Raw genomic sequence first — 18889 nt, forward strand, 5'->3', positions numbered from 1 at the left:
GGACCCGGGTGGCGCGCTTCCTCGTGGTCAGCGTCGCAGCGACTCGATCAGCGCCCGCGCGACGGTGGCGAGCTTGGTGTTCGTCCGCTGCGACTCCTCGACCAGCCGGGTGAACGCCTCCTCCGCGGTGCAGCCGTGGATCGCCATCAGCACCCCCTTGGCCTGGTCGATCTCGGCGCGCGAGGTCAGCGCGCTCTCCAGCTGGCCGATCTTGCGCTTGGTGGCCGCCCAGCGCCGCGCGTTGACGAAGGCGTCGCACGCCGCCATGGTGAACAGGCGCATCACCTGTTCGTCGTAGTCGTCGAACGCCTGCGCGGTCAGGCTGTACATGTCCAGCCCGCCGACCACCTCGTCCTCCTCGTCGTCGCCGGGCAGCACCAGCGGCACCGACAGGTAGGTGTTGATGCCGGCCGCCTTGGCCGCCGCGGTGAACTCGGGCCACTCCTGCTCGTGCTCGCCGACCACGGCGCGCACCGGATGGCGGCGGGTCGCGGCCTCCACGCACGGACCGCGGCGCGTCCGGTACTGGCACTCGTCGATGTCGACGATGCCGTCGTCGGTCGCTGCGAGCGTGTAGAGGTGACCGTCCTCGGCCACCGCGGTGATCGTCGCCTCGTCGGCCTCCGGCAGGGTGGCGACCGCGCTCTGCGCGATGCCCTTCGCGACCACTTCCAGTGGTTGTTCGGCGGCCTGGCCGCGCAGATCGTCCAGCGCCTCCGCCACGTTGTCGAGGCGGACAAGGGGATCCGCTCGGCGCTCGGTCATGGGCGGCGGATACCCGGAGCGTGCGGGCGGTAATCCCGGGTGGCGCGGCACGCGGGCACCGCGGCGGTCCGGAGAACGCGGCGCCTACCCTGGTGGGGTGTTCGTGAAGATCTGCGGCCTGCGCACGGAGGCCGACGTGGAGTGCGCGGTGACGGCCGGTGCGCACGCGGTCGGGTTCGTGCTGACCCCGAGCCCGCGGCAGGTCACCGTGGCGGAGGCGGCGCGCCTGGTGGCCGCGGTGCCGCCGGAGGTGCTCAGCGTCGGGGTGTTCCTGGGCATGCCCGTCGCGGACGTCCGCGACATCGCCCTGCGGACCGGGCTCGGTGCGGTCCAGCTGCACGGCCGCGGCTACCCGGCGGAGGATTTCGCCGCTCTCGCCGACCTGGGTCTGCGGCTGGTGCGGGCCACCTCCACCGACGGTTCGCCGGTCGAGGTCGGCGCGTTCGGCGAGGACATGCTGATCCTGGACTCGCCGCGGGCCGGGTCGGGGGAGCAGTGGGGCTGGGACGCGCTGCGCGGGCAGACCGGGCAGTGGCTCCTGGCCGGCGGGTTGCGGCCGGGCAACGTCGCCGACGCCGTGCGGGCCGTGCGGCCGTGGGGGGTGGACGTCTCCAGCGGGGTGGAGTCCACGCGCGGCACGAAGGACCATGGACTGATCCGCGAATTTCTCGCCGCCGCGCGTCCCTGATCGCGGAACCCGTTCGTCGGGAGGGTGAGAATCACGACCGGCGAGGAGGAAACGCGATGCAGTACATGCTGTTGATCTGCGGTGGCCCGGAGGCAGCCGAGCACGCCGAGGACGGCTGCGAGGGCTGGAGCGAGGAGATGGCCGAGCGGGGCGTCCTGCGGGGCGGCGCGGGGCTGCGGCCGCCGCACGAGGCGACCACCGTCCGGGTGCGGTCGGACGAGGTGCTGCTGTCCGACGGCCCGTTCGCCGAGAGCCGGGAGCAGGTCGGCGGGTTCTGCCTGATCGAGTGCGGGAACCTGGACGAGGCCGTGGAGATCGCGTCGAAGCACCCGGCGGCGACCTACGGCTCGATCGAGGTCCGGCCGATCTGGCAGCCGTGACCGACGTCCACACGGCACTCGTCCGGGCCTTCCGCGACGAGTGGGGCCAGGTGGTCGCGACCCTGATCCGGCTCACCGGCGACTGGGACCTCGCCGAGGAGTGCGCCCAGGACGCGTTCACCCAGGCCGTTGGCTCGTGGGCCCGGGACGGCGTGCCGCGCCGTCCCGGGGCCTGGCTCACCACCACCGCCCGTAACCGCGCTCTCGACCGGCTGCGCCGGGACGCGGTGGGGGCGGCCAAGCTGCGGGAGGTCGCGGCGATGCCCGATCCGGAGCCCGAACCCGACGACAGCGGTGTGCCGGACGACCGGCTGCGGCTGATGTTCACCTGCTGCCACCCCGCGCTGTCGCTGGACGCGCAGGTGGCGCTGACCCTGCGCACGCTGGCCGGCCTGACCCCGGCCGAGATCGGGCGGGCGCTGCTGGTCGCCGAACCGGCGCTGAGGAAGCGGCTGGTGCGCGCCAAGCAGAAGATCAGGCACGCGGGCATCCCGTACCGGGTGCCGCCGGCGCACCTGCTGCCCGAGCGCACCCCGGCCGTGCTCGCGGTGCTGTACCTGCTGTTCACCGAGGGGTACTCGGCGACGGCCGGCGCCGACCTGCAGCGGCGCGAGCTGTCCGCGGAAGCGATCCGGCTGGCGCGGGTGCTGCACCGGCTGATGCCGGACGAGCCGGAGGCGACCGGGCTGCTGGCGCTGCTGCTCCTGCAGGACGCCCGCCGGGACGCGCGCGTGGACGAGTACGGCGACCTGGTGCTGCTGACCGACCAGGACCGCAGCCGGTGGGACCGGGCCGAGATCGCGGAGGGTGTCGCGCTGCTCGACGGTGCGCTGCGGCGCGGGGCGCCCGGCCCGTACCAGGTGCAGGCGGCGATCGCGGCCTGCCACGGGACAGCGGAGCGCGCGGAGGACACGGACTGGCCGCAGATCGCGGCGCTCTACGGGCGGCTGGCCGCGATGACGCGGTCACCGGTGGTGGCGGTGAACCGGGCGGTGGCGGTGGGCATGGCTTCCGGCCCGGAGGCGGGGCTGCGGGTGCTGTCCGATGTGGACCTGCCGGGATACCACCTGCTGCCGGCCACGCGCGCGGATCTGTTGCGGCGGCTGGGCCGGCACGACGAGGCGGCGCGGGCCTACCGGGACGCACTGGAGCTGGTGACCACCGAGACCGAGCGCCGCTTCCTCAGCCGGCGGCTGGCGGAGGTGGAGCCGGGGCCGGGCGGTCAGCCCGCGGCGGGCCGGTCGCGGCCGACGTAGCGGATCACCTCGACCGGTTCGACGATGACCAGACCGTCCCCGATCAGCTCGTCGAGCGTGGGCAGGAAGCCGCGGATCCGGGTCTCCTCGTCGACGACGACGATCACCACCGGCAGGTCGTCGGACAAGGACAGGATGCGGGTGGTGTGCACGTGTTGCGAGGCGCCGTAGCCCTCGATGCCGCGCAGCACGGTGGCACCGGCCAGCCCCGCCTGGTGGGCGCGGTGCACGATCTCGGTGAACAGCGGCTTGTGGTGCCACCGGTCGGTCTCGCCGACGAAGATGGTCAACCGTAGCGCCGGGCCCTGGAGTTTCATCCGTTCCACCGCCTTCGCCGGGCACCGCGCGGCGCCCGGGAGGTCAGTGTCTCCCCGGCGCGGGCCCGCCGTCAGGCCCCGCCGCGGGAGGAGCCTGCGGCGGCGGGCCCGCGGTCAGCGGATCAGGCGTGCGACGAACCCGGTGACGACGAGCCAGAACAGCGCCGCCACCCCGTAGTTGACCAGCACGTTGAGCTGTTCGTTCGCGATGGGGAAGAGCCCGGGGAAGAACAGCGCGAGCGGCTGGGCGATCGAATCGATGAACCGGTAGAAGGCGTTCGCCGTGTTGGCACCGGCCAGGACCAGGACGATGTAGATCGCCTCGATGAGGGCGAACAGCGCCCCGATCCCGGTAACCACTCTGACGGCGGTGCCGCGGCCACGGTAGATACCCGTTCTGGTCATACGAAGGAGTGACCGTTTTCGCCATTGTCAAACCCGATCGGGGGACGGTCAGCGCCGTTCGTTCGGGATGATGATCCACAGCACCAGGTAGACCAGGAACTGCGGACCCGGTAGCAGACAGGACAGCAGGAAGAGCACCCGCATGGTGCGCGGCTGCCACCCGAGGCGGTAGGCGAGCCCGGCGCACACTCCGGCGATCACGCGGTTGTGGCGGGACCTCGTCAGGGTCGTCGTTGTCGTCGTCATGCCTCCAGCGTGCTCGCCTCCGGCGCGGAACGCATCGGTGGAAACCCCCGATTCGACCCTGGTGCCCGCCCCACCGCCGCGGCGCGTGCCACCATCGTCCACTGGGGACCGCGTGGCCTGCGCCGCTGCCGGCCCACAGGGGGCCGGGGGTGCGGGCGATCGAGCGCGAGCGCACCCACGCCGGCACCCCGGCCCGGCCGTGGGCGCCGGCGAACGTCGCGACAGCGCACCCGCCGCTCCGCCGGCCGGCGAGGATCACCGGAGGTGCCCCCGCGCGTCCGGTCGCGTGTCAGGTGTCCGCGCCGCGGCCGGTTTTCTCCTGCAGGCGGTCGATGAGCTGCGACGCCTGCGCCTTGGTGAGGTCCGCCGGCAGCTCCTCACCGGCCTCGCGGGCCAGTGTCTGCAGGTACGACAGCTGCGGGCCGGTCATCGGCTCCTCGCCCGTCGTCCATTCCCGCGGGTCCTTCTCCGGGTTCTGCGGTCCGGTCACCCCTGCCTCCGTTCGCCGATGTGTTCGAAACGGGGTTACCCCGCCGGAGCGCGGCTCATGCCACCTCAGGCCCGGATCTCGTTGAGGTAGTTGTAGATGGTGTAGCGGGTGACCTCGAGCTCGCCGGCGAGGAAGTCCACCGCGTCCTTGATCAGGAAGAACCCGGCCTCCTCCAGCTCGCGGACGACGGCCGCCTTGTGCTTCTTCTTCATCAGCCCCACCGGGATGCCGGTCTGCGCGACCGCCCGGTCCACCAAGAACCGCTGCAGGCTGTCCACGTCGGGCGGGAAGCTCTCCGTCCGCACCTCGGTCGCCGGCCCCCGGGTCACCTCGCTGTTCACGCAAAGGCAGCCGATCGCCACGCCGTCGGCGTCCCGCAGGAAGATCGTCGACGACCGGATCGGCCTGCCGTCCGGGCCGTGTGTCTCGTAATTGGTCAGGTCGTGCGTGGTGCCGCGGCGCACCAGGCCGAGCAGCAGGTCGGTCATCGGGCCGCCCGGGGTGCGGCCGGTGATCTCCCCGGCGATCGCGATGATGGAATCGGGCAGCTTGGACAGGTCGTGCAGCACCACCTCGTTGCCCGGCCCGAGCATCGCGGCCAGCCCGTCGACCGCCGGGACCAGCGCGGACAGCACCGAGTCGGTGGCGTCCGCGGCGAACCGGGAGCCGCCGGGCAGCGGCCGGGACAGGTAGGCCAGCGCGGCACGCACGGCCTCCGCCGCCGACGCCGGCGTGGAGGCGTGCGGGGACAACCGCACGTGGTCGGTGCGCACGGTCGCGGCGATGCCGTCGGCGGCCAGCACCGCCCCGACCCGCTCCGCGGAGTGCCCGGGCAGCCGGAACGCGAGGATCCCGGCGCGCCGCTGGGTCGCGGACACGATCTCGGCGCCCAGTGACCGCAGCATCTCCTCCAGCTCACCGACCCGTTCGGCGATGCGTGACTCGATGGCCGCCACCCCGGCGTCCTCGACCAGCTCCAGCGCGGCCGCGAAGGCGCCCGAGGTGACCGGGCTGAGGTTGCTGATCGACCAGGACGCCGCGAACTCGGCGGGCGGGTGGATCTCGTCGTCGAACAGGCCCGCGTCGTGTGCGCCGGTCCAGCCGGACAGCACCGGCCGCAACCGTTCCAGCGCCCGGTCCGACAGCACGGCGAACCCGGTTCCCCAGCCCGCGCGCAACCACTTCTGCCCGCCCACGACCAGGACGTCGGCGGCCTGCCACGGCTCGTCGGCCACGCCGAAGCCCTGGATGCCGTCGACGACGAGCAGCCGGTCGCCGACGGTGTCCCGCAGCGCGGCGAGGTCGGCGCGGTAGCCGGTGCGGAAGTCCACGGCGCTGACCGACACGGTGGTGGTGTCGCCGCTGAGCTCCGCGGCGACGGCCTCCGGCGTGGCGTACCCGTGCGGCGGCCGCATGCGGCGCAGCGTGATCCGCCCGGCCTCCGCGGCGCGCGCCCACGGGTAGGTGTTGGCCGGGAATTCGGCCGCGGACACCAGGACTTCGCCGGGCGGGGCGTTGAAGGCGGCCTGGAACAGGCCCTGGCTGGTGTTGGGCAGCAGGACGACGTGATCGGTGTCGGTGCCGCACAGGCGCGCCACCGCCGCCTTCGCGCGGACCTCCTGCCGCATCAGGTCATCCACAGTGGACGGACCAGCCTTGGCCGAGGAGTGCAGCAGGCGCGCGGTGGTGTCCACGACGGCGTGCGAGGGCGGGCCGTAGCGGGCGAAGTCCAGGTAGCCCGCGGGCTCGTCGAACTGGAGCAGGTAGCTGGGCGAGATCCTGGCCATCAGAGGATGCGCGCCAGGAACTGCCGGGTGCGCTCGTGCCGGGGCGCGCCGAGGACCTGCGCGGGCGGCCCGGTCTCCACGACCGCGCCGTCGGCCATGAAGACGACCTCGTCGGCCACCTCCCGCGCGAACCCCATCTCGTGTGTCACGACGACCATTGTCATCCCTTCGGCCGCGAGCGAGGTCATCACCTCCAGGACCTCGCCGACCAGCTCCGGGTCCAGCGCCGAGGTCGGCTCGTCGAACAACATCAGTTTCGGTTTCATCGCCAGCGCCCGCGCGATCGCCACCCGCTGCTGCTGGCCGCCGGAGAGCTGGTCGGGGTAGGCGTCGGCGCGATGCGCGAGGCCCACCCGGTCCAGCAGCTCCAGCGCGGTACGCCGGGCCTGGGCCGGATCCAGGCGCCGCACCCGCACCGGGCCCTCGGTGACGTTCTGCAGCACGGTGCGGTGGGCGAACAGGTTGAACCGCTGGAACACCATGCCGATGTCCTGCCGCTGCCGGGCGACCTCGCGCTCACGCAGCTCGTGCAGTTTTCCCTTGTGCAGGCGGAACCCGATCGGCTCGCCGTCCACCCACACCTGTCCGCCGTCGATCGTCTCCAGGTGGTTGACGCACCGCAGGAAGGTGCTCTTGCCCGCACCGGACGGGCCGAGCAGGCACACCACCTGTCCCCTGTGGACATCCAGGTCGATGCCGCGCAGCACCTCGGTGCCGGCGAAGTGCTTGCGCACGCCGACCGCGTGCAACAGGGGTTCGGTCATGTCAGGCCCTCCGCAACGTCGTCAGGGCGCGGCCCACCCGGGACCAGGGCCGGGCCGCGGCGGGCTCGGCCGCGAACGCGCGTTCCAGGTAGTGCTGGCCGATGCCGGCGACGGTGACCACGACCATGTACCAGATCGCGGCCGCCAGCAGGGTCTCCATCACCAGCAGGTTGTTCGAGGAGATGTTGTTGGCCGCGTGGATCAGCTCGGTCACCCCGATGACCGACGCCATGGAGGTGCCCTTGAGCATGTTGATGAAGTCGTTGCCGGTCGGCGGGATGATGACCCGCATCGCCTGCGGCAGCACGATCCGCCGCAGCGTGGTGGCCGGGGTCATGCCGATCGACTTCGCCGCCTCGGTCTGGCCGCGGTCGACACTGTTGAGGCCCGCCCGCACGATCTCGGCCATGTAGGCGCTTTCGTTGAGCGCGAGCCCGAGCAGTGCCGCGACGAATGCGCTGACCACGACGTTGGTCGGCTCGTGCACCAGGTAGCCGCCGCCGAACGGCAGCGGGATCGAGACGAACTCGAACACCAGCGCCAGGTTGAACCAGATCAGGATCTGCAGCAGCACCGGCAGCCCGCGGAACAGCCAGATGTAGACCGCGGCCACGACGCGGGCCACCGGGTTCGCCGAGCGCCGCATCAGGGCGATCACCACACCGATGACGATGGCGACGCCCTGCGCGATCACCGCGAGCAGGACGGTGTTGAGCAGGCCCACGGCCATCACCCGGTACCACAGGAACCCGGGGACCGTGTCGTAGGAGATCTTCGCGCCGGCCAGCACCACGCCGAGCCCCACCAGCAGCGCCAGGATGATCACCGCGGAGACCCAGCGGCCCCAGTGCCGCAGCCGGACGATGGGCAGCTCGGCCTGCGGCACCCGGGTCGTGACGTCAGCTTCCGGCATTGACGGTGACCTTCGTGATCGCGCCCTGCTGCACGCCCCACGCGCCGAGGATGCGGCCGTAGGTGCCGTCGTCGGCGAGCTCGGTGAGCGCCTTCGCCACGGCGTCGCGCAGCTGCGGGTTGGCCTTGTTGACGCCGATGCCGTAGGGGCCGCCGTTGATCGGCTCGCCGGGCACGACCTCGAAGAACTCGCCGTTGCCCGCGTTCTTGCTGACGTAGGCGGCGGTCGGCAGGTCGTTGAGGATCGCGGCGACCCGGCCGGTGCGCAGCTGGTTCTGGTTCTGCGAGTCGCTGTCGGTGGCGGTCGTGGTGACCGGCGGCTTGCCGGCCTGGACGCACCTGGTGCTCTGCTCGGTGGCGAAGGTCTGGTGGCTGGTGCCCTGCACGACCGCGACGTTCTTGCCGCACAGCGAGTCCGGGCCGGTGATGCCGTCCGGGTTGCCCTTGCGGACCATGATGGTGATGCCGGAGGTGAAGTAGTCCACGAAGTCGATCTGCTGCTGGCGCGCCTTCGTGTCGTTCATCCCGGCCATCGTGAGGTCCAGCCGCCCTGATTGCAGGCTGGTGATCAGCGAGCCGAAGGCCATGTCGGTGTGCTGTGCGGTGAGGCCGAGCTTCGCCGCGACGGCCTTGGCGATGTCCACTTCGAACCCGACCGGCGTCTTGCCGTCGGCGGCGTAGAAGTTGTTCGGTGCGGACTGCATGTTCGCGCCGATGTTGAGTTTGCCGGTCTGCGCGATCGGCGCCGGGACGGACGACGCGAGCTGCGCGTCCTTCGTGACGCCCTGCAGGATGGCCGTGGTGTCCGGCACCCCCGAGCCGGTCGCGGTCCCGCCGGCGGTACCGCCGGCACCGTCTGATCCGCCGGCGCACGCGGTCGTGAGCAGCAGGCAGCCGACGACCACCGTGCCCCAGCGCGCCATCCGTGACCTCGCAGACGTCGCAGTCATCGCATCTCCCTCACCCGTTCGTATGATGAGCGAGACGCTACAACCCGCTGTTGAAGAGGTCAACCATGAGTTGAAATTCTGCGTTGTGCCTGGTCAGGTGGCGGGGAAGTCGAACTGGTACCCCTGCGCGGTCAGCCACGGCAGGAGTTCGGCGAGGGCGGCGACGGTCTGCGCACGCCGGCCACCACCGTCGTGGAAGAGGATCACCGCGCCCGGCCGGACCGCCTGGCGCACGCCGGCCACGATCGCCGGGACGCCCGGCAGGGTCCAGTCGCGGGAGTCGACCGACCAGCCCAGCGGTGTCATCCCGGCGCGGACGGCGAGTGCGGTGATGGTGTCCGACCAGTTGCCACCGGGAGCGCGGAAATAGGGAACGGGAACGTCGCTCCCGGCGGCCAGCCGCAGATCCGCCCGGGCATCGGTGATGTCCGCGGACATGCGCGCCTCGTCGCGCCGCGCGAGTTGCTCGTCGTGGTCGGCGGTGTGGTCGCACAGGCGCATTCCGTGCCCGAGCACCTGCCGGACCAGTTCCGGATGCCGGCGCACCTGGGTGCCGACCATGCAGAACGTGGCGACCGCGCCGTGCTGCGCCAGCAGGTCGAGGATCTGGGGCGTGTAGCCGGGGTCCGGGCCGTCGTCGAAGGTCAGTGCCACGAACCGCCCGGAACGGGTGGTGGTGCGCACCGGGGCGCGCGGTCCCGGCGGTCCCGGCGGTGCTGCGGTGTCGGCGGGTGCGGCTGTACCCGGCGGCTGTTCCGGTGCGGGTTGCGCCGCGCCGGGCGTGCCCTCGGCGCCCGACCAGGACAGCGAAATGATCAGGGAGACGGTCACGAGCACCACGGAGATCAGGACGGCCCACCGGTAGCAGTACGGGGGGCGGAGCACCTGATAACGCATGAGGTACCTCCCCGAATCGTGGTGTCGCCCGCGCACAATAGAGTGAAAATCGTCCCGATCGGGGGAACTTTCGGGCGTGTCAGCAGGGCGCCCCGGGTGCGGCCGCGGAACTCGGCACGACTCGCGGTCACCGCGTCGCGCGAGCTGTGGGTGTTCCGCGCCCAGTTGCGGCCTTCCGGCGACCACCCGGGGACGCCGGCGTCCCACCTAGTCCGGGAGCAGCGGTACCGCCGGGCCGTCGTCGCGGCCGAGGAGCATGGCCCTGGTGATCGCGGTGGTGCCGTAGCGTTCGCGCACCCGGTCCAGCGCCGCGTCGAGGGCGCCGGGCGGGTGCTGGTCGAACGGCAGCTCCAGTTGCCGCGGGGCCTCGTTGTCCAGATTGGACAGTGCCACGCCCAGCAGCGTGCATCCGCGCTCGTGGATGACCGGCATCGCCCCGGCCAGCAGCGCACGCGCGGCGGCCAGGATGTCGTCGGTGTGCGCCGTCGCCCGGGAGACCGTCTGCGAGCGCGTCGCGCGGCTGAAGTCGGCGAAGCGCAACCGCAGCACCACCGTGCGGCAGACCCGGTGTGCGGCGCGCAACCGCCGGGCCAGCCGGTCGACCAGCGCGGCCAGGACCTCGTCCAGTTCGGCCGGCGACCGCTGCCGCCTGCCCAGCGCCCGTTGCGCCCCCATGGAGCGCCGCCGCCGCCCCACGACCACCGGGCGCGGGTCCCGGTTGTGCGCCAGCGCGAACAGGTGCCGGCCGCTCGCCCGGCCGAGCAGCGCGACCAGTTCCCCCTCGCCCCGCGCGGCCACCTGACCCACCGTGCGGATGCCCCGTGCGTGCAGCTTCCCGGTCGTCACCGCACCCACCCCCCACAGCCGCTCGACCGGCAGCGGGTGCAGGAACTCCAGCTCGCGGTCGTGCGGCACGACGAGGAGACCGTCCGGTTTCGCCACCCCGCTGGCCACCTTGGCGAGGAACTTCGTGCGCGCCACCCCGACCGTGATCGGCAGCCCGGCCTGCTCGGCCACCGCGCGCCGCAGGCCGGCCGCGATCTCCCGCGGCGGGCCGGCGATCCGGGCCAGCCCGCCCACGTCGAGGAACGCCTCGTCGATCGAGAGCCCCTCCACCAGCGGCGTCGTCTGCTCGAACACGGCGAACACCGCCTTGCTCGCCTCGCTGTAGGCCCCCATCCGGGGCGGCACCACCACCGCCGACGGGCACAGCCGCAGCGCCTGCGTGCAGCCCATGGCCGTGCGGACGCCACGCGCCTTGGCCTCGTAGCTCGCCGCCAGCACCACGCCGCCGCCGACGATGACCGGACGCCCCCGCAGCGAGGGATCGTCACGCTGCTCGACCGACGCGTAGAACGCGTCGAGGTCGGCGTGCAGGATCGGGCCCTCGTTCGTCACGAACACATGTTCGCACCGGCCACCGACAGTTTCCCGTTTCCGCAGCTGGGCGCGGTCCGCGCGGCAATGTTTGCCTTGACGTGGACGGCAACCTTTACGCTCGATCCCATGCGGATCGGGGAGCTGGCGCAACGGGCCGGGACGACAACGCGGGCACTGCGGTTCTACGAGACGCAGGGCCTGCTGTCGGCGAAACGGGCGTCCAACGGCTACCGCGAGTACGGCGAGGAGGACTTCCGCCTCGTCAAGGAGATCCAGACACTGCAGGCGGTGGGGTTCAGTCTCGACGACACCCGGCCGTTCGTGGAGTGCCTGCGCGCCGGGCACGAGACCGGCGACTCGTGCGCCGACTCGATCGAGGTCTACGAGCGCAAGCTGGCCGAGGTCGAGGCGTTCCTGGACCGGCTGCACGCCGTGCGCGACGACCTGCGCGCCAAGCTCGCCGAGGCGCTGGACCGAGAACCCGGCCCCTGCCGGGTCACCACCACCTTCGAGGAGTCCCGATGACCTCCACCGGCCTTTCCGGCGCCGTGCGCGCCGTCACCGACGCCAGCTTCGAAGCGGAGGTGCTGCGTCACGACGGGCCCGTGCTGGTCGACTTCTGGGCGCAGTGGTGCCCGCCGTGCCACATGATCGCGCCCGTCCTCGACGAGATCGCCGCCGAGCGCGCCGGCACGCTGGCCATCCGCAAGATCAACGCCGACGAGAACCCCGGCGTCGCGCGGGACCACCAGGTGATGTCGCTGCCGACGCTGATCCTCTTCCGCGACGGCGAGCCCGTGGCGCAGTGGGTGGGCGCCCGGCCGAAGTCCCGGTTGCTCGCCGAGATCGACGCCGCACTGGAGGCATGAGCCGCCGCCTGCCCGTCCGCCCCGGGCGGGCGTGCCGGGATCAGTCCCGCAGCCGGGCGCGGGCGAGCAGCGTGGACACGCGGGTGACCACGGCCCGGCCCGCGCCGCGCGCGCCGGAGGCGAGCACGGTGGCCCAGTCGAAGTAGTCCCGCCACAGCACGATCCGGTCGTCCCGCACCTCGAACGTGCCGCACACCCAGAACCGCGCCTCCCACGCCCCGGCGCGCAGCACGTCCGTCCGCTCGGTCAGCACGACCGGCCCGTCGGCGGCGATGTGGTGCATCCGCGCCTCGAACCCGATGCGGTACCGGCTGAGCAGGTGCAACTGCTTCTCCACGGCCGCGACGCCGCGCGCCGGGGGCAACGGGACGTTCTGGTACACGACATCGGGGGCGGCGAAGGTCAGGGCGCCTTCGACGTCGTCCCGTTCGAGGGCGGTCAGGAACGAGGTCACCGTGCTCTTCGGGTCCGCCATGTCCCCAGGCTAGCGGCCTGCGGGGACGATCACGGTGGTGCGGGCGCGAACGCGCCCCGCCGGGTGTGAGCTGGCTCGGGGCGGTTGGCGCGGTCCACGCCGGTCACCGTTTCGCCCGGCGCGAGTTGCGCACCTCACAGGCCCGTGACCGTGCCTCTTCGCGCCGTGGCCACCGGTGCCGGGCGCGCCGGGACCTCCCGGCCCGGGCACGCCGGTGGTGGCGGAGCCCCGGCAGGTCGAGGGGCCTTTTCGGCGGACTCCGCGGCCGGTCCGGAACCGGTCCCGGTGATCGTCACGGGCGGCCGGCGGCAGCAGGACGAGACCACGACGTGGCTGTCTCGTGGGGAAAGTCCTGACCCCGGTCCCCGGCGAGGTCGTAGGGTTTGCAGCGTGAGCATGCCCATCCTCCTGACCGTCGACGACGACCCGGCCGTGTCCCGGTCCGTCGCCCGTGACCTGCGCCGCCGCTACGGCCAGGACTACCGCGTCGTGCGCGCCGCCTCGGGTGCGGACGCGCTCGACGCGCTGCGCGAGATCAAGCTGCGCGGCGACGCCGTCGCGGCGATCCTCGCCGACTACCGCATGCCCCAGATGGACGGCATCACGTTCCTGGAGCAGGCGATGGACCTGTTCCCGTCCGCGCGGCGCGCCCTGCTCACCGCCTACGCCGACACCGACGCGGCCATCCAGGCGATCAACGTCGTCGACGTCGACCACTACCTGCTCAAGCCGTGGGATCCGCCGGAGGAGAAGCTGTACCCGGTGGTCGACGCGCTGGTCGAAGCATGGCGCGCGGCCGGCGAACGGCCGGTGGCGGAGACGAAGGTGATCGGGCACCGGTGGTCCTCGCCGTCGTACAAGGTGCGGGACTTCCTCGCCCGCAACTCCGTGCCCTACCGGTGGTACTCGGTCGACGAGCCGGAGGCGAGCCGCCTGCTCGAGGCCGCCGACCGGGCCGCGGAGGACATCCCGGTGCTGATCACCCCGGACGGCACGGTGCTGTGCAAACCCGACGGTGAGCAGATCGCCGACGCGGTCGGGCTGTCCACCCGGCCTGCGGCGGAGTTCTACGACCTGGTCGTGATCGGTGGCGGTCCGGCCGGCCTCGGCGCGGCCGTCTACGGCGCCTCCGAGGGGCTGCGCACCGTCCTGGTCGAGCGCCGGGCCACCGGCGGGCAGGCCGGGCAGAGCTCCCGCATCGAGAACTACCTTGGCTTCCCGGACGGCGTGTCCGGAGCCCAGCTGACCGACCGGGCCCGCCGCCAGGCCCAGAAGTTCGGCGCCGAGGTGCTCACCGCGCGGGACGTGACCGGCCTGGAGGCCCGCGGTTCGGCGCGGGTGGTCAGGTTCGGCGACGGGAGTGAGATCGCGGCGCACGCCGTCGTCCTCGCCACCGGGGTGTCCTACCGCGCCCTGCAGGCCGAGGGCGTCGCCGAGCTCACCGGCCGCGGTGTGTTCTACGGTTCCGCGTCCACCGAGGCGCCGGAGTGCGCGGGCGAGCACGTCTACATCGTCGGTGGCGCCAACTCCGCCGGGCAGGCCGCGGTGTTCTTCTCCCGGTACGCCAAGGACGTCTCGATCCTGGTCCGCGGCCCGTCGCTGCACGCGTCCATGTCGCACTACCTCATCGAACAGATCGAGGCGATCGGCAACATCCACGTCCGACCCCGTACCACGGTGCTGCGGGCGCACGGGACCGATCACCTCGAAGCGCTGACGCTGTGCGACGAGGAGCAGGGCATCACCGAAACCGTGCCGACCGGGCACCTGTTCGTGTTCATCGGGGCGGCCCCGCGCACCGAGTGGCTCGGTGACGAGATGCTGCGCGACGAGCACGGCTTCGTCCGCACCGGCCCCGATCTCGTGGTCGAGGGCACGCGACCGCCGGGCTGGACCCTGGACCGGGACCCGCACCACCTGGAGTCGTCGATCCCCGGGGTGTTCGTGGCCGGCGACGTCCGGTCGCAGTCGGTCAAGCGGGTGGCCTCCGCCGTCGGCGAGGGCGCGATGGCCGTCTCGCTCGTGCACCGCTATCTGGAGGCACGATGACCGAGCCGCAGCTGACCCGCGAGTTCCTGCGGGAGTTGTTCCTGTTCACGAGTCTGACCGACGACCAGCTCGACTGGATCCTCGCTCACGTCACGCTCGAGCACTACCCGGCCGGGACCGCCATCATCACCGAGGGCGAACCGGCGACCTGCTTCTACGTCCTGCTGTCCGGAGCGCTGCGGATGACCCGGCTGGTCGGCGGCAGCGAGGTGGAGACGATCCGCTCCGACCAGCGCGGCTCCTACTGCGGCGCGACGCAGTTCTTCTACGGGCAGCACGAGCAGCGCTACGCCACGTCGGTGTACGCGATCACCGACCTGACGTTCCTGACGCTGCCCGCGCGGGAGTTCGCCGACCAGTTCCGCAGCTGGTTCCCGATGGCCACGCACCTGCTCGAGGGGACCTACCTCGGCTGGCGCAACAGCGACGCGCTGATCGGGCAGCGGCGCCGCCTGCTCGCGCTCGGCGAGATGTCGGCCGGGCTGACCCATGAGCTCAACAACCCGGCGGCCGCCGCGGTGCGGGCCACGGCCGCGCTGCGGGAACGGGTCGCCGGGATGCGTCACAAACTCGCGATACTGGCGAAACGGGACATCGAGCCCGATCTGCTGGAACAGCTGATCGACGTCCAGGAGCGGCTGGTCAAACAGGTGGCCGACGCGCCCCCGCTGACGGCGATGCAGCAGGCCGACCGCGAGGACGAGATCGGTGACTGGCTCGCCGACCGCGACATCGAGCAGGGCTGGGACCTCGCCCCGATCTTCGTCGCGGCCGGGTTGACGGCGGAAAGCCTGGACCACGTGCTGGAGTCCGTGGGCGATGCCCTGCTCGACGGTGCCCTGCGCTGGCTGGCGTACGCCCTGGAGACCGAGATGCTGATGGGGGAGATCGAGGACTCCACCACGCGCATCTCGGCGCTGGTGGGTGCGGCCAAGCAGTATTCGCAGATGGACCGGGCGCCGCACCAGTGGATCGACGTGCACGACGGCCTGGACTCCACGCTGGTGATGCTCGCGGGCAAGCTCGGCACCGGGATCGAGGTCGTGAAGGACTACGACCGGGACCTGCCGACCGTGCCGGCCTACGGCGCCGAGCTGAACCAGGTGTGGACGAACATCATCGACAACGCGGTGAGCGCGATGGAGGGCGAGGGCACCCTGACCCTGCGCACGGCTCGTGAGGGTGACCGCGTCCTGATCGAGATCGGCGACACCGGCCCGGGCATCGCGGCGGAGACCAAGCAGCGGATCTTCGAACCGTTCTTCACCACCAAGCCGGTGGGAGAGGGGACGGGCCTGGGGCTGGACATCTCGTGGCGCATCGTGGTGGACCGCCACCGCGGCGATCTGCAGGTCGAGTCGGAGCCGGGCAACACCCGGTTCCAGGTGTACCTGCCGACCACGGAGCAAGCTTCGGAGTGAGGCCCTCGCTCCCGCCCGGTCCTGGCGCCGCGTCGTGCCGCGGCGCGCCCGCCGACATCAGCGCGCTTCCACCGCGTCGCGATGGCTGCACCGCACGACGATGGGCTCAGCGGGCGGGACGGCCGGCCCTGGTCGTCAGTGGCCGGCGGCGGTGGCCAGGTCGAAGTGGGAGGTGCTCCTCGCCGGAACGGGCCAGCGCATCCGCACCGTGGTGCCGCCCGCGCCGGGGCTGATGTCCGCCCGCTCGGACAGTGCGCGGATCAGCGGGAGCCCCCGGCCGTGCAGCGGGCCCGGGTCCGGCGCGGGCGGCCGCCAGCGGCCCCGGTCGCTCACGGTCACGTCCACCGTGGCGCCACGCAGTTCCACCGACAGCTCCATCGGGCCGTCCGCCCCGGCGGGATAGGCGTGCGTGACGACGTTGATCATGGCCTCGTACGCCGCCAGCGTGATCGCGTCGGTGGTGTCCTCGGGCAGATCCACCGCGTTCGCCCAGCGGGTGAGGAGGTGCCTGAGCATCGTCGCGTTGCGCGACCGGGCCGGCACCTTCCGGTGCAGGCATTGATCTCCGGCGTGCATCGAAATCCCCTCGGTGTGTGTCTCGTCGCGCGGGGATTACCCACCGTGCACGGAATACACACCCGGATTCACGGCGTGGTCAGCTCCGCCCACACGACCCGGCCCTCCGGCGTCGTGCGCGTGCCCCACCGCGCTGCGGCCGAATCCACGATCCGCAGGCCGCGCTGCTCGATCCCCCCGGTCGCGAGCAGGTGCGGCAGCGTGCCGGTCCGGTCCGCGACATCCACCGTCAACCGCCGGCCGTCGTGGAACAACCGCAGCGTCAGCGGGGCCGACGCGTGCCGCACCGCGTTCGTCACCAGCTCCTCGGCCACCTTCAGCGTGGCCTCGGCGACCTCCGCCAGACCCCACTCCGCCATCCGGCCCGCGACGAACTCACGCACCGCCCTCAGCTCGACCTCCCTGGTCAGAGCCAGGGTCGCGACCCGCCGGTGCGCGCCCCGGTGGTCCACGTACAGCAGGGCGACGTCGTCGTCGTGCCGGCCGCCGGTCAGCTGCTCGATCAACGCGTCACACGCCGCGTCCAGGTCGTCGTCCTCGCCCGGCAGCGCCGCGAGCCCCGCCAGCAGCGCGTCGATCCCCGCGCCCAGCTCGCGGGTCCGGCTCTCCACCAGCCCGTCGGTGTAGAGCACGAGCCGCATCCCGGGCGGGAAGGGTGCCTGCTCCTGCGGGTACTGCTCGCCGACGCCCAGTGGCATCCCCAGCGCCTCCGCGACCTGCCGCATCGTGCCGTCCGCGTCGATCAGCACCGCCGGCAGATGACCGGCGTTGGCGTAGGTGAGGGTTTCGTCGATCGGGTCGTGCACCGCGTACAGGCAGGTGATGAACTCCGCGCCGGGTGTGGACCGGGCCAGCTGGGACACGTTGTGGAGCACGTCCGACGGGGGCAGGTCCAGCAGCGCGTACGAGCGGATCGCGGTGCGCATCTGTCCCATCACCGCGGCCGCCGGCACCCCGCGTCCGACGACGTCGCCGACCACGAACGCGGTCCGCCCGCCGGGCAGCTGGATCACGTCGAACCAGTCGCCGCCGACCTCGGACCCCACCGCCGCCGGCAGGTACCGCGACACGATCCGCAGCCCCGGGATGTCCGGCACCGCCGGCAGCATGCTGCGCGCCAGCTCCATCGCCATCGACCGGTGCCGCGCGAACATCCGCGCGTTGTCCAGCGCGATCGCGGTGTACCCGGCGATCCCGGCGGCCAGGTGCTGGTGCCGTTCGGTGAACCGCCCCGGTTCGGGATGACCGAAGAAGAACCCGCCGAGCACCTCCCGCGTGGTGGGCGTGATCACCGGCACGGCCAGGTAGCTGCGCACCGGCAGGTGCCCCTCCGGCATGCCGTGGTACGGCGCGTTGTGCCCGTAGCGCGGGTCCTGGGTGATGTCGTCGCTGCGCACGATCCCGCTGCCCTTGAACGTGGGCCCGAACACCTGCGTGTTGCGCGGCATCGGGAAACCGTCGAACGTCTCCTTCGGGATCCCGGACAGGGTGTAGAGGGTGTAGGACTCGCCGATCTCGTCGATCAGGTTGTAGAAGAACGCGCCGAACCCGGCGCCGGTGGCCCGGGTGGCCGCGTCGGTCGCGTCCTGCACGAGCGTGTCGATGTCGAGCTGCGCGGTCAGCCGCTGCCCGATCGTCTGCAGCGAGTCCACCAGTTCGGCCTCGGCGCCCACCCGGTCGACCGCGCTCTCCAGCTCCGCGCCCCGGGCGCAGGAGGTCGCCTCCAGCAGCTCGACGTAGGCCCGCAGCGCCTCCTCCCGTTCCCGGGCCGGTCCGTGTGCCAGCAGGCCGGCGCGGACGCCGACCGCGATCGCGCGCGCGGACTGCGCGGGCAGCCCGGTGGCGGCCGGCACCACGATCCAGAACGTGCGGCCCGCGGTCAGCGGCCCGCCGAAGGCCAGCGCCCCGCGCAACGGCAGCACCGGGCACTTCTCGGCGGCCGGCCGGGACGCGATCCCCGCGGCCAGCACGTCCCGGAACCGTGCCTCGCCGGTCGCCGCGACCAGGACCGGGGCCGCGTCATCGTCCACAATGAACAACTCCACGGACGCCGGACGGGCGGCGTCCGGGAACCCGTCCCGCAGCCGCTCCACGACGGCCCGCGCCGCGCTCGCCAGGTCCGGGGCGTGCCCGGCTCCGGCGCGCAGCTCCGCGGCCAGCCCGACGGTGCCCGACAGGCCGAACGGCGCGATACTGGCCGGCCCCGTGCTGGTGTCGTCCGCCTGCCGCCCGCTCATCAATCGCGCTCCCCTTCGTCGGCGG

At 72.5% G+C, this 18889-nt stretch carries 21 protein-coding genes; 7 read left to right on the forward strand and 14 right to left on the reverse strand.

Going from position 1 to position 18889, the window contains the following annotated elements:
- Positions 1–27: 27 nt before the first annotated feature.
- Positions 28–765, reverse strand: a complete 738-nt coding sequence (locus tag FHX45_RS26485; protein ID WP_167107507.1) for an ANTAR domain-containing response regulator — start codon at positions 763–765, stop codon at positions 28–30.
- Between the two features lie 97 nt (positions 766–862).
- Between FHX45_RS26485 and FHX45_RS26490 the strand changes: the two genes are divergently transcribed.
- The 3 genes from FHX45_RS26490 to FHX45_RS26500 are packed head-to-tail and all read left to right on the forward strand — an operon-like array spanning position 863 to position 3089.
- Positions 863–1453: a phosphoribosylanthranilate isomerase gene (locus FHX45_RS26490; RefSeq protein WP_167107510.1), complete on the forward strand. Its 591-nt coding sequence runs from the start codon at positions 863–865 to the stop codon at positions 1451–1453.
- 56 nt (positions 1454–1509) lie between these two features.
- Entirely contained in the window at positions 1510–1833 is a 324-nt protein-coding gene (locus tag FHX45_RS26495; protein ID WP_167107512.1) for a YciI family protein, read from the forward strand.
- Positions 1830–3089: a sigma-70 family RNA polymerase sigma factor gene (locus FHX45_RS26500; RefSeq protein WP_167107515.1), complete on the forward strand. Its 1260-nt coding sequence runs from the start codon at positions 1830–1832 to the stop codon at positions 3087–3089. Before FHX45_RS26495 ends, FHX45_RS26500 begins: the two co-directional genes overlap by 4 nt.
- Here the strand turns inward: FHX45_RS26500 and FHX45_RS26505 are convergent.
- The 10 genes from FHX45_RS26505 to dinB form a co-directional block, all read right to left on the reverse strand.
- Positions 3056–3406: a DUF190 domain-containing protein gene (locus tag FHX45_RS26505; protein ID WP_167107519.1), complete on the reverse strand. Its 351-nt coding sequence runs from the start codon at positions 3404–3406 to the stop codon at positions 3056–3058. The two genes, FHX45_RS26500 and FHX45_RS26505, sit on opposite strands and share 34 nt — an antisense overlap.
- 114 nt (positions 3407–3520) lie before the next feature.
- Positions 3521–3811 carry a hypothetical protein gene (locus FHX45_RS26510; RefSeq protein WP_208406143.1) on the reverse strand — a complete coding sequence of 97 codons (291 nt, stop codon included), beginning with the start codon at positions 3809–3811 and terminating at the stop codon, positions 3521–3523.
- A gap of 48 nt (positions 3812–3859) precedes the next feature.
- A complete protein-coding gene (locus tag FHX45_RS26515) occupies positions 3860–4057 on the reverse strand; it encodes a PspC domain-containing protein (protein ID WP_167107521.1) in 198 nt (65 codons plus the stop codon).
- A 289-nt stretch (positions 4058–4346) separates the two neighbouring features.
- Positions 4347–4547 (reverse strand): DUF3072 domain-containing protein, encoded by a 201-nt coding sequence (locus FHX45_RS26520; RefSeq protein WP_167107524.1) that lies wholly within the window; start codon positions 4545–4547, stop codon positions 4347–4349.
- A 65-nt stretch (positions 4548–4612) separates the two neighbouring features.
- A complete protein-coding gene (locus tag FHX45_RS26525; protein WP_167107527.1) occupies positions 4613–6334 on the reverse strand; it encodes an aminotransferase class V-fold PLP-dependent enzyme in 1722 nt (573 codons plus the stop codon).
- Positions 6334–7098 carry an amino acid ABC transporter ATP-binding protein gene (locus tag FHX45_RS26530; protein WP_167107530.1) on the reverse strand — a complete coding sequence of 255 codons (765 nt, stop codon included), beginning with the start codon at positions 7096–7098 and terminating at the stop codon, positions 6334–6336. The genes FHX45_RS26525 and FHX45_RS26530 overlap by 1 nt, the downstream gene beginning before the upstream one ends.
- A 1-nt stretch (position 7099) precedes the next feature.
- Positions 7100–8011, reverse strand: a complete 912-nt coding sequence (locus FHX45_RS26535) for an amino acid ABC transporter permease (protein WP_167107533.1) — start codon at positions 8009–8011, stop codon at positions 7100–7102.
- A complete protein-coding gene (locus FHX45_RS26540) occupies positions 7998–8933 on the reverse strand; it encodes an ABC transporter substrate-binding protein (RefSeq protein ID WP_167109494.1) in 936 nt (311 codons plus the stop codon). The genes FHX45_RS26535 and FHX45_RS26540 overlap by 14 nt, the downstream gene beginning before the upstream one ends.
- Positions 8934–9053: 120 nt before the next feature.
- Positions 9054–9857, reverse strand: a complete 804-nt coding sequence (locus FHX45_RS26545) for a polysaccharide deacetylase family protein (protein WP_167107536.1) — start codon at positions 9855–9857, stop codon at positions 9054–9056.
- A gap of 207 nt (positions 9858–10064) precedes the next feature.
- Complete coding sequence (gene dinB, locus FHX45_RS26550; protein ID WP_167107539.1) at positions 10065–11261, reverse strand: DNA polymerase IV; 1197 nt, start codon at positions 11259–11261, stop codon at positions 10065–10067.
- Between the two features lie 102 nt (positions 11262–11363).
- Between dinB and FHX45_RS26555 the strand changes: the two genes are divergently transcribed.
- Positions 11364–11762, forward strand: a complete 399-nt coding sequence (locus FHX45_RS26555; protein WP_167107542.1) for a MerR family transcriptional regulator — start codon at positions 11364–11366, stop codon at positions 11760–11762.
- On the forward strand, positions 11759–12106 hold the full coding sequence (gene trxA, locus FHX45_RS26560; protein WP_167107545.1) for a thioredoxin: 348 nt from the start codon (positions 11759–11761) through the stop codon (positions 12104–12106). The genes FHX45_RS26555 and trxA overlap by 4 nt, the downstream gene beginning before the upstream one ends.
- 40 nt (positions 12107–12146) lie before the next feature.
- Here trxA and FHX45_RS26565 read toward each other — a convergent pair whose 3' ends face one another.
- A complete protein-coding gene (locus FHX45_RS26565) occupies positions 12147–12581 on the reverse strand; it encodes a limonene-1,2-epoxide hydrolase family protein (RefSeq protein WP_167107548.1) in 435 nt (144 codons plus the stop codon).
- Between the two features lie 390 nt (positions 12582–12971).
- Here FHX45_RS26565 and FHX45_RS26570 point away from each other — a divergent pair, with 390 nt between their 5' ends.
- Both FHX45_RS26570 and FHX45_RS26575 read left to right on the forward strand, forming a co-directional pair.
- Complete coding sequence (locus FHX45_RS26570; RefSeq protein WP_167107551.1) at positions 12972–14630, forward strand: FAD-dependent oxidoreductase; 1659 nt, start codon at positions 12972–12974, stop codon at positions 14628–14630.
- A complete protein-coding gene (locus FHX45_RS26575; protein ID WP_167107554.1) occupies positions 14627–16051 on the forward strand; it encodes an ATP-binding protein in 1425 nt (474 codons plus the stop codon). Before FHX45_RS26570 ends, FHX45_RS26575 begins: the two co-directional genes overlap by 4 nt.
- A 135-nt stretch (positions 16052–16186) precedes the next feature.
- On the opposite strand, the gene FHX45_RS26580 is transcribed toward FHX45_RS26575, so the two are convergent.
- Positions 16187–16627, reverse strand: coding sequence for an ATP-binding protein (locus FHX45_RS26580; protein WP_167107557.1), 441 nt, complete (start codon positions 16625–16627; stop codon positions 16187–16189).
- Positions 16628–16695: 68 nt separating this feature from the next.
- Positions 16696–18864: an ATP-binding SpoIIE family protein phosphatase gene (locus FHX45_RS26585; RefSeq protein ID WP_167107560.1), complete on the reverse strand. Its 2169-nt coding sequence runs from the start codon at positions 18862–18864 to the stop codon at positions 16696–16698.
- Between the last annotated feature and the right edge of the window lie 25 nt (positions 18865–18889).

The organism is Amycolatopsis granulosa, assembly GCF_011758745.1.
Lineage (GTDB): Bacteria > Actinomycetota > Actinomycetes > Mycobacteriales > Pseudonocardiaceae > Amycolatopsis_E > Amycolatopsis_E granulosa.

Bases quoted from the DNA above. Each gene is read 5' to 3' on its own strand.
- FHX45_RS26485 (WP_167107507.1), bottom strand. From the start codon at position 765: ATGACCGAGCGCCGAGCGGATCCCCTTGTCCGCCTCGACAACGTGGCG.
- FHX45_RS26495 (WP_167107512.1), top strand. From the start codon at position 1,510: ATGCAGTACATGCTGTTGATCTGCGGTGGCCCGGAGGCAGCCGAGCAC.
- FHX45_RS26505 (WP_167107519.1), bottom strand. From the start codon at position 3,406: ATGAAACTCCAGGGCCCGGCGCTACGGTTGACCATCTTCGTCGGCGAG.
- FHX45_RS26510 (WP_208406143.1), bottom strand. From the start codon at position 3,811: ATGACCAGAACGGGTATCTACCGTGGCCGCGGCACCGCCGTCAGAGTG.
- FHX45_RS26515 (WP_167107521.1), bottom strand. From the start codon at position 4,057: ATGACGACGACAACGACGACCCTGACGAGGTCCCGCCACAACCGCGTG.
- FHX45_RS26525 (WP_167107527.1), bottom strand. From the start codon at position 6,334: ATGGCCAGGATCTCGCCCAGCTACCTGCTCCAGTTCGACGAGCCCGCG.
- FHX45_RS26530 (WP_167107530.1), bottom strand. From the start codon at position 7,098: ATGACCGAACCCCTGTTGCACGCGGTCGGCGTGCGCAAGCACTTCGCC.
- FHX45_RS26535 (WP_167107533.1), bottom strand. From the start codon at position 8,011: ATGCCGGAAGCTGACGTCACGACCCGGGTGCCGCAGGCCGAGCTGCCC.
- FHX45_RS26540 (WP_167109494.1), bottom strand. From the start codon at position 8,933: ATGGCGCGCTGGGGCACGGTGGTCGTCGGCTGCCTGCTGCTCACGACC.
- FHX45_RS26545 (WP_167107536.1), bottom strand. From the start codon at position 9,857: ATGCGTTATCAGGTGCTCCGCCCCCCGTACTGCTACCGGTGGGCCGTC.
- FHX45_RS26555 (WP_167107542.1), top strand. From the start codon at position 11,364: ATGCGGATCGGGGAGCTGGCGCAACGGGCCGGGACGACAACGCGGGCA.
- trxA (WP_167107545.1), top strand. From the start codon at position 11,759: ATGACCTCCACCGGCCTTTCCGGCGCCGTGCGCGCCGTCACCGACGCC.
- FHX45_RS26565 (WP_167107548.1), bottom strand. From the start codon at position 12,581: ATGGCGGACCCGAAGAGCACGGTGACCTCGTTCCTGACCGCCCTCGAA.
- FHX45_RS26575 (WP_167107554.1), top strand. From the start codon at position 14,627: ATGACCGAGCCGCAGCTGACCCGCGAGTTCCTGCGGGAGTTGTTCCTG.
- FHX45_RS26580 (WP_167107557.1), bottom strand. From the start codon at position 16,627: ATGCACGCCGGAGATCAATGCCTGCACCGGAAGGTGCCGGCCCGGTCG.
- FHX45_RS26585 (WP_167107560.1), bottom strand. From the start codon at position 18,864: ATGAGCGGGCGGCAGGCGGACGACACCAGCACGGGGCCGGCCAGTATC.